The following is a 6,582-nucleotide window of genomic DNA, read 5'->3' on the forward strand; positions in this document are numbered from 1 at the left end:
GCCCCCGTGTTCACCCCCTCCGGGCTCGGCCCCGACGGCACCCCGATCGGCGAGGCCGGTCCCGTCCCCACCACCGGGGACATCGAGGCCGTGGTCACCGCCTTCGCCGAGGCCGCCGCGACAGCGCGCCGGCTGGGCTTCGACGGCGTGGAACTGCACGGCGCGCACGGCTACCTGATCGACAGCTTCCTGTGGGAGGGCACCAACCGGCGCACCGATGCCTACGGCGGCGACCCGGTGGCCCGCACCCGGTTCGCGACCGAGGTCATCGCCGCGGTCCGGGAGGCCACCTCGCCCGACTTCCCGGTGGTGCTGCGGATCTCGCAGTGGAAGGCCGTCGACTACACGGCCCGGCTCGCCCACTCCCCTGCGGAGCTGGAGTCGATCCTCGCCCCGCTGGTCGAGGCGGGCGTGGACGCCGTGCACGCCTCCACCCGGCGGTACTGGGAGCCCGAGTTCGAGGGATCCCGCCTCAACCTGGCCGGATGGGTGAAGAAGTTGACCGGCCTGCCCGTCATCTCGGTGGGCTCGGTCGGCCTGGACGAGGTGTTCACCACCGCCTTCACCGGCGGAGGGGCCCGCCCCACGGGGATCGAACAGCTCGTCGAGCGCCTCGACGAGGACGAGTTCGACCTGATCGCGGTGGGTCGCGCCCTGCTCACCGACCCGGAGTGGGCGGAGAAGATCCGCACCGGGCGGACCGCCGAGGTGCGCCCCTTCACCCGGGACGACCTCACCCGCCTCACCTGAGCCCGGCGGTCCGCCCGGCCGCCGCCCCGACACCGGGGCGGTGGCCGGCGGATACGGCGGTCGGATGTGGCGGCCGGCGGATGCGACGCTCAGCGGATGTGGCGGCCGGTGACGGCCCGGGCGATGACCAGCCGCTGGATCTCGCTGGTCCCCTCGAAGATCGTGTAGATCTTCGCGTCCCGGTACATCCGCTCCACCGGGTGCTCACGGCTGTAGCCGGCGCCGCCGAGGATCTGGATCGCCTTCTCGGTGGCGGCGACGGCCAGTTCCCCGGCGCGCAGCTTGGACATGGAGCCCTGGGCGGCGTCGAACGGCTTGCCGGTGGCGCCCATCCAGGCGGCGCGCCAGATCAGCAACCGCACGGCGTCGATCTCGGTGCGCAGGTCGGCCAGGGCGAAGGCGATCGCCTGGTTCTCGATGATCGGCCGGCCGAAGGCGATCCGGCCGTCGGCGTACTCCATGGCGTACTCGTGCGCGGCGCGGGCGATGCCGAGGGCCTGGGCGGCGACGGTGGGGCGGCTGAGCTCGAAGGTGGCCATGGCGTCCTGGCGACGGGCTCCCCCGCCCTTCCCGCCGTTCGCCTCCCCCGAGCGCAGCCGCTCGCGGGCCCGGGCGAGGCGGGCGTCCAGCTTCTCCTTCCCGCCGAGCAGACAGGAGCCGGGGACCCGCACGCCGTCGAGGAAGACGTCGGCGGTGTGCGAGGCGCGCAGCCCGAGCTTTTTGATCCTCGGGCCGCCGACCAGGCCCGGCGTGTCGGGCGGGACGACGAAGGCGGCCTGCCCCCGGGCGCCGAGTTCGGGGTCCACCGAGGCGACGACGACGTGCACCCGGGCGATCCCGCCGTTGGTGATCCACGCCTTCTGCCCGTCGAGGACCCACTCGTCCCGCGCCTCGTCCCACCGGGCCCGGGTGCGCAGGGCGGAGACGTCGGAGCCGGCCTCCGGCTCCGAGACGCAGAAGGCGGCCACGGCCGGGTCGGCGGCGTCGCCGAAGCACTGCGGGATCCACTCGCCGAGTTGGTCGGGGGTGCCCGCGGAGAAGATCCCGGCGACGGCCAACGAGGTGCCGAAGAGGGACATGCCGATCCCGGCGTCGCCCCGGAACAGTTCCTCGTTCGCGATCTGCAGGGAGAGGCCGGTGGGGTCGCCGTGCATCGAGGCGAGGGACTCGAAGCCGTAGAGGCCGATACGGGCCGCCTCCCGGATGACGGGCCAGGGGGTTTCCTCGCGTTCGTCCCACTCGGCGGCGGCCGGGCGGACGACCTCCTCGGCGAAACCGCGCACCCAGTCGCGCAGGGTGCGCTGGTCGTCGTCGAGGTCGAGGCCGAAACCGCTCATGCCGGAAGTCCTTCGTGCCGGGGCCGGTGGGGGTGCGGCCCCGACACGACGGCCGGGCGAACGCGTGGAGCCGGGGACAACGCCGGATCTCTTGTTTAACCGGCCGGTAGGTTCACCGGCCGATCACACTAAATGCCCTGCGGATAGGGTGCAAGGGTGACGGAGAAACCCAGGCGCCGTCTCCCACGCGCGGTCCGTGAGGAGCAGATCGTCGACGCGGCGCTGGAGGTGTTCTCCCAACGCGGCTACCACGCCGCCGCCGTGGACGAGATCTGCGAACGGGCCGGGATCAGCAAGCCCATGGTCTACCTCTATCTGGGCTCCAAGGAGGCGGTGTTCATCGCCTGCGTCCGCCGCGAGTCCGAACGCCTGGTCACCACGCTCCGGGAGGCCGCGCACACCGGCGACACCCCCGAGGCCCGGCTGTGGGCGGGGCTGGAGGCGTTCTTCCGCTTCGTCACCGACCACCGGGACGGCTGGGTGGTGTTGCACCGGCACGCCGCCGATGTCGGCGAGGCGGTGGCCGGGGAGATCGACCGCGCCCGCCGGGCCATCATGACCGAGGTGACGCGACTGGTGCGCGACGGCATCTCACTGGTCGGCGAACCCGGCACGCCGGCCACCCGACTCGGCGGGGAGGACGCCGAGTTCGTGGGCCACGCCCTGGTCGGCGCCGCCGACTCCCTCACCGACTGGATGGAGCGTCACCCGCGCCGCTCCGCCGAGGACACCGCGCTGCGCATGATGAACATGGTGTGGATCGGGATGCGGCAGGTGCTCGGCGGCGAGGTGTGGACCCCGCCCGGACGCCGCTGAGCCGGCGGCTTCCCCCACCCGCCCGGGCGGGTGGGACGGTCCGCGCGTCCGGCGCGGCCCGACTCCGGCCCCCGCCCCTCGCCCTCGCCGGCACTCCGGTCACCGCGCCCGACACCCGGGGTGCCGGGGCCCCGGGCCCGGCCCGTCAGACCACGTCGCCCGGCAGGGCCCGGTACCGCTCCGCCAACTCCCCGATCAACGGATGCGCCGGGTCCAGGTCGAGGTCGTCCACGGCCGCGACCGGCCGCACCCCCACCGCCGCGTTGGTCACGAACGCCGCCCGCACCACCCCGCCCGCCACCCGGGGCAGCGCGTCACGGCGCACCGGGACGTGCGCGTGATCGCCCCCGACGCGACACCGCTCCCGCAGCAGCGCCGCGGTGACCCCCGGCAGGGCGGCGGCGCGCGGCCACACCACCCGGGCCGCGCCGGCCCGGCCCCCGGCCGGGCCGGGATCGGTCACGCACAGGCCGATGTTCCAGGTGGGCCCCTCGGCGATCAGCCCGGCGGCGTCCACGAACAGCGCGTCGTCCCAGCCCGCGCGACGGACCTCCCGCCGTCGGTGCAGGGCCCCCAGCAGGGCGGTGTGCTTGATCTCCGGCAGCTCGCGGACACAGCGGACCGTGCGCAACCGCAGCGCGGCGGGCGCCTCCCCGGCGGCGGGGACCGGACGCAGGGTGACCAGCACGGCGGGTCGGCCGGCGGTCTCCGGGCGGGCGATGTCCAGGGCCGGGTCGAAGACGGTGATCCGCGCGGTGACCGCCGGCGGCTCCCCGCCCGTCGCCCCCGGGTACAGGGCGAGGGACCGCCGCAGCAGCTCCCGCACCCATCCCGGGTCGGGAGCCGTGCCGAACAGCGCGCGCCCGTCCCGGGTCAGCCGCTCCAGGTGCAGATCCAGGCCGCGCACCCGGCCGTCCTCCACCCGCAGGGTGGTGAAGTGGCCGTAGCCGGTCAGGGCCAGGGCCCGCAGTTCCTCCGGCTCGACGGCCCGGCCGTCCAGCAGGGCGGGCGGCGGCAGGGGCGCGGGCCGGTCCGCGCCGCCGGCGTCGGGCTCTGCGGGCGTGCCGGGAACCCCGGGCGCCCCGTGCGGCTGCGTCATCCGGTCAGTCTGCCCCGGGTGCGGCCGGCGGACCGCCGCAGCGGGCGAGCGCCGCCTCGGTGGAGGCGATCAGCTCCGCGTCGCCCAGCTCCCGGCGGGCCCGCAGCGCCGCCAGGAGCAGCGGCCGGGCCCGGTCCGGCTCGTCCGCGTCCAGGTGGTGCTTGCCGAGGTGCTGGAGGGCGAAGTGCTCCAGCTCGGGGCAGGCCCGGCGGGCCAGGCGCAGCGCCCGCCGGTACAGCGACAGCGCCCGGGCCCGGCCGGGGGCTCCGCCGGTGGGCCCCCGGTGGGGTCCCCCGTCGTCGTAGCGGTGGGCGTCGGCGAGGTTGACCAGGGCCGCGACCCGCCGGCGCGGGGTGTCGGCGCACCGGACGGCCTCGGCGAGCGGGCCCCGGGCGCCGGCGGGGTCGCCCAGCACCAGCCGGCCGACCCCCACCCGGCGCAGCGGCGCGAATCCCACCGGGCCGCCCCCGGCACGGGCCGCCGCGAGGGCGGCCTCGGCACGCGCGTGGGCGGCCCGGTACGCCGCGGGGTCGGCGGGCACCATCCGCAGCCGCTCGTCCATCACGACCGTCCCGTCCCCGGCCCCGGCGTCCGGGCCGGCCGCCGGGGAGGTGCCGGGCGCGGAGGGCGGGTCCGCGGTCGGGCCGCCGGGCGTCACGGCAGGACGGCCAACTCGTCGGCGAGGTCGTCCAGGCCCAGGGAGCCCAGCGCCAGGGCCGCCGTGTGCCACGCCTTGAGGTCGAACTCCGCGCCGCGCGCCGCGTGCGCCGCCCGGGCCGCCTCGCGCCCGGCCAGCCAGGCCCGCTCGCCCAGCTTGTAGCTGATCGCCTGGCCGGGGCCACCCAGGTAGCGGGTGATCTCGGAGGTGATGTACTTCGCCTCCATCCCGCTGTACGCGGAGACGAAGGCGTGCGCGAGCTCCGGCGTCCAGGCGTCCCCGGCGCGCAGCTCGGGGCCGCCGGGACCCGGCTGCGGCACGCCCTCGGGGATCCGGCGCCCGGTGTGCATCCCGATGTCGATGATCACCCGCATGGCACGCAGCATCTGCTCGGAGAGGTAGCCGAGGCGGTCGCCGGGGTCGGTGAGCAGGCCGAGTTCGTCGGCCAGCCGCTCCGCGTACAGGGCCCACCCCTCGGTGGAGGCGCTGATCTTGCCGAGGCCGGTCTGGTACCGGGAGAGCCGGTCGGCGAGGTGGGTCCACTGGGCCAACTGGAGGTGGTGGCCGGGGACGCCCTCGTGGTACCAGGTGCTGACCAGGCTCCACAGCGGGAAGCGGGTCTCGCCCATGGTGGGCAGCCAGGTGCGTCCGGGGCGGGAGAAGTCCAGGGAGGGCGCGGTGTAGTAGGGCGCGGCGGCCGAACCGGGCGGCGCGATCATCGACTCCACCCGGCGCACCGGCTCCGGCAGGTCGAAGTGGGTGCCGTCCACCTCGGCGATGGTGCGGTCCATGAACTCCTGGAGCCAGACGCGGATCTCCTCCACGCCCTCGATCGCGCGACCGTGCCGGTTGAGGTGGTCCATCGCGGAGGCCGGGTCGGCGCCGGGCAGGACCGCGCCGGCGGCCTCGATCATCTCGGACCGCAGGCGTCGGTACTCCTCCCAGCCGTAGGCGTAGGCGTCGTCGAGGTCGAGGTCGGCGCCGGTCCAGCGGCGGGCGCCGAGCAGGTACCGCTCCTCGCCCACGGCGTCGGGGACGTCGGCGACGGCCGGGAGGTACTCCTCGCGCAGGTGGTCGCGGAGCGCGGCGGCGGCGGAGGCGGCCGTGTCGGCGGCCTCCGCGAGGTCGGCGCGCAGGGCGGCGGGGGCGCCCCCGTTCGGCAGGGTGTCCGCCTCGGCGACCAGGGAGTGGTACCAGCGGGTGTCCAGGGCGTCGGCGAGCTGGTCGGCGACCGCCTCGACCTGGCGGGGCGCGGCCCGCAATCCCCGTTCCCGGCCGGCGGTCAGGGCCTGCCGGTACCCCTCCAGGCAGGCGGGCATGCGGCGCAGTCGGCGGGCGAGGACGGCCCACTCCTCGGTGTCCCCGCGCGGGGTGAGGTCGAGCATCATCCGCACCCGCTGCACCGGCGACATCAGCGGGGCGACGAAGGCCAGTTCCTCACCGGCCTCGTGGCGGTCCAGGTCGGAGCCGAGACGTTCGCGCAGCAGGCGGGCGGCCCGACGCTCGACGTCGGGAAGGTCGGCGACGGCCGTCTCGGGGACGAGGGCGTCGAGTTCGGCGAGGGTGTCGCGGGCGGCGACGGCCCGGGCCTCGCACCCCTCCGGGGAGAAGTCCGGCAGCAGGTCGCTGCCGGGGCGGATGCCCATCATCAGGGCGGCGGCGGGGTCGAGGTCGGCGTGGGTCTCGACGTACCGGTCGGCGATCAGGCGGGGGGTGGTGCCCGCGTCCCCGGTGGTGCCGGGGGCGCCGGGCAGGCCGGACGGGGTGCTCGTGGCGGACGTTCCGGTGGGGTTCTGGGGAGCCATGGGCCCCATCCTGGTGGACCCCGGGCGGGGCGGGAAGCGGTTTCCCGGCCCCTTCGGATCATCCGCCGGCGGGAGGGGCGGGCTCGGGGAGGGTGAACAGGTGTCTCTTATACACAG

6 protein-coding genes are annotated in these 6,582 nt (G+C 76.0%); 2 read left to right on the plus strand and 4 right to left on the minus strand.

Annotation, left to right across the window (positions count from 1 at the left end; all coding sequences use genetic code 11):
- A partial coding sequence (locus FOE67_RS12525) for an oxidoreductase (protein WP_182663599.1) occupies window positions 1–750 on the plus strand: 750 nt, incomplete at its 5' end.
- Window positions 751–839: 89 nt separating this feature from the next.
- On the opposite strand, the gene FOE67_RS12530 is transcribed toward FOE67_RS12525, so the two are convergent.
- Window positions 840–2,087 carry an acyl-CoA dehydrogenase family protein gene (locus FOE67_RS12530; protein WP_182663600.1) on the minus strand — a complete coding sequence of 416 codons (1,248 nt, stop codon included), beginning with the start codon at window positions 2,085–2,087 and terminating at the stop codon, window positions 840–842.
- A 156-nt stretch (window positions 2,088–2,243) separates the two neighbouring features.
- Here FOE67_RS12530 and FOE67_RS12535 point away from each other — a divergent pair, with 156 nt between their 5' ends.
- Window positions 2,244–2,903: a TetR/AcrR family transcriptional regulator gene (locus FOE67_RS12535; RefSeq protein ID WP_182663602.1), complete on the plus strand. Its 660-nt coding sequence runs from the start codon at window positions 2,244–2,246 to the stop codon at window positions 2,901–2,903.
- 145 nt (window positions 2,904–3,048) lie between these two features.
- Here FOE67_RS12535 and FOE67_RS12540 read toward each other — a convergent pair whose 3' ends face one another.
- The 3 genes from FOE67_RS12540 to FOE67_RS12550 are packed head-to-tail and all read right to left on the minus strand — an operon-like array spanning window position 3,049 to window position 6,465.
- On the minus strand, window positions 3,049–4,002 hold the full coding sequence (locus FOE67_RS12540; RefSeq protein WP_182663604.1) for an aminotransferase class IV: 954 nt from the start codon (window positions 4,000–4,002) through the stop codon (window positions 3,049–3,051).
- Between the two features lie 4 nt (window positions 4,003–4,006).
- Window positions 4,007–4,660, minus strand: a complete 654-nt coding sequence (locus FOE67_RS12545) for a hypothetical protein (RefSeq protein ID WP_182663606.1) — start codon at window positions 4,658–4,660, stop codon at window positions 4,007–4,009.
- A complete protein-coding gene (locus FOE67_RS12550; RefSeq protein WP_182663608.1) occupies window positions 4,657–6,465 on the minus strand; it encodes a DUF885 domain-containing protein in 1,809 nt (602 codons plus the stop codon). Before FOE67_RS12550 ends, FOE67_RS12545 begins: the two co-directional genes overlap by 4 nt.
- Between the last annotated feature and the right edge of the window lie 117 nt (window positions 6,466–6,582).

The organism is Streptomyces calidiresistens, from assembly GCF_014141525.1.
Lineage (GTDB): Bacteria > Actinomycetota > Actinomycetes > Streptomycetales > Streptomycetaceae > Streptomyces > Streptomyces calidiresistens.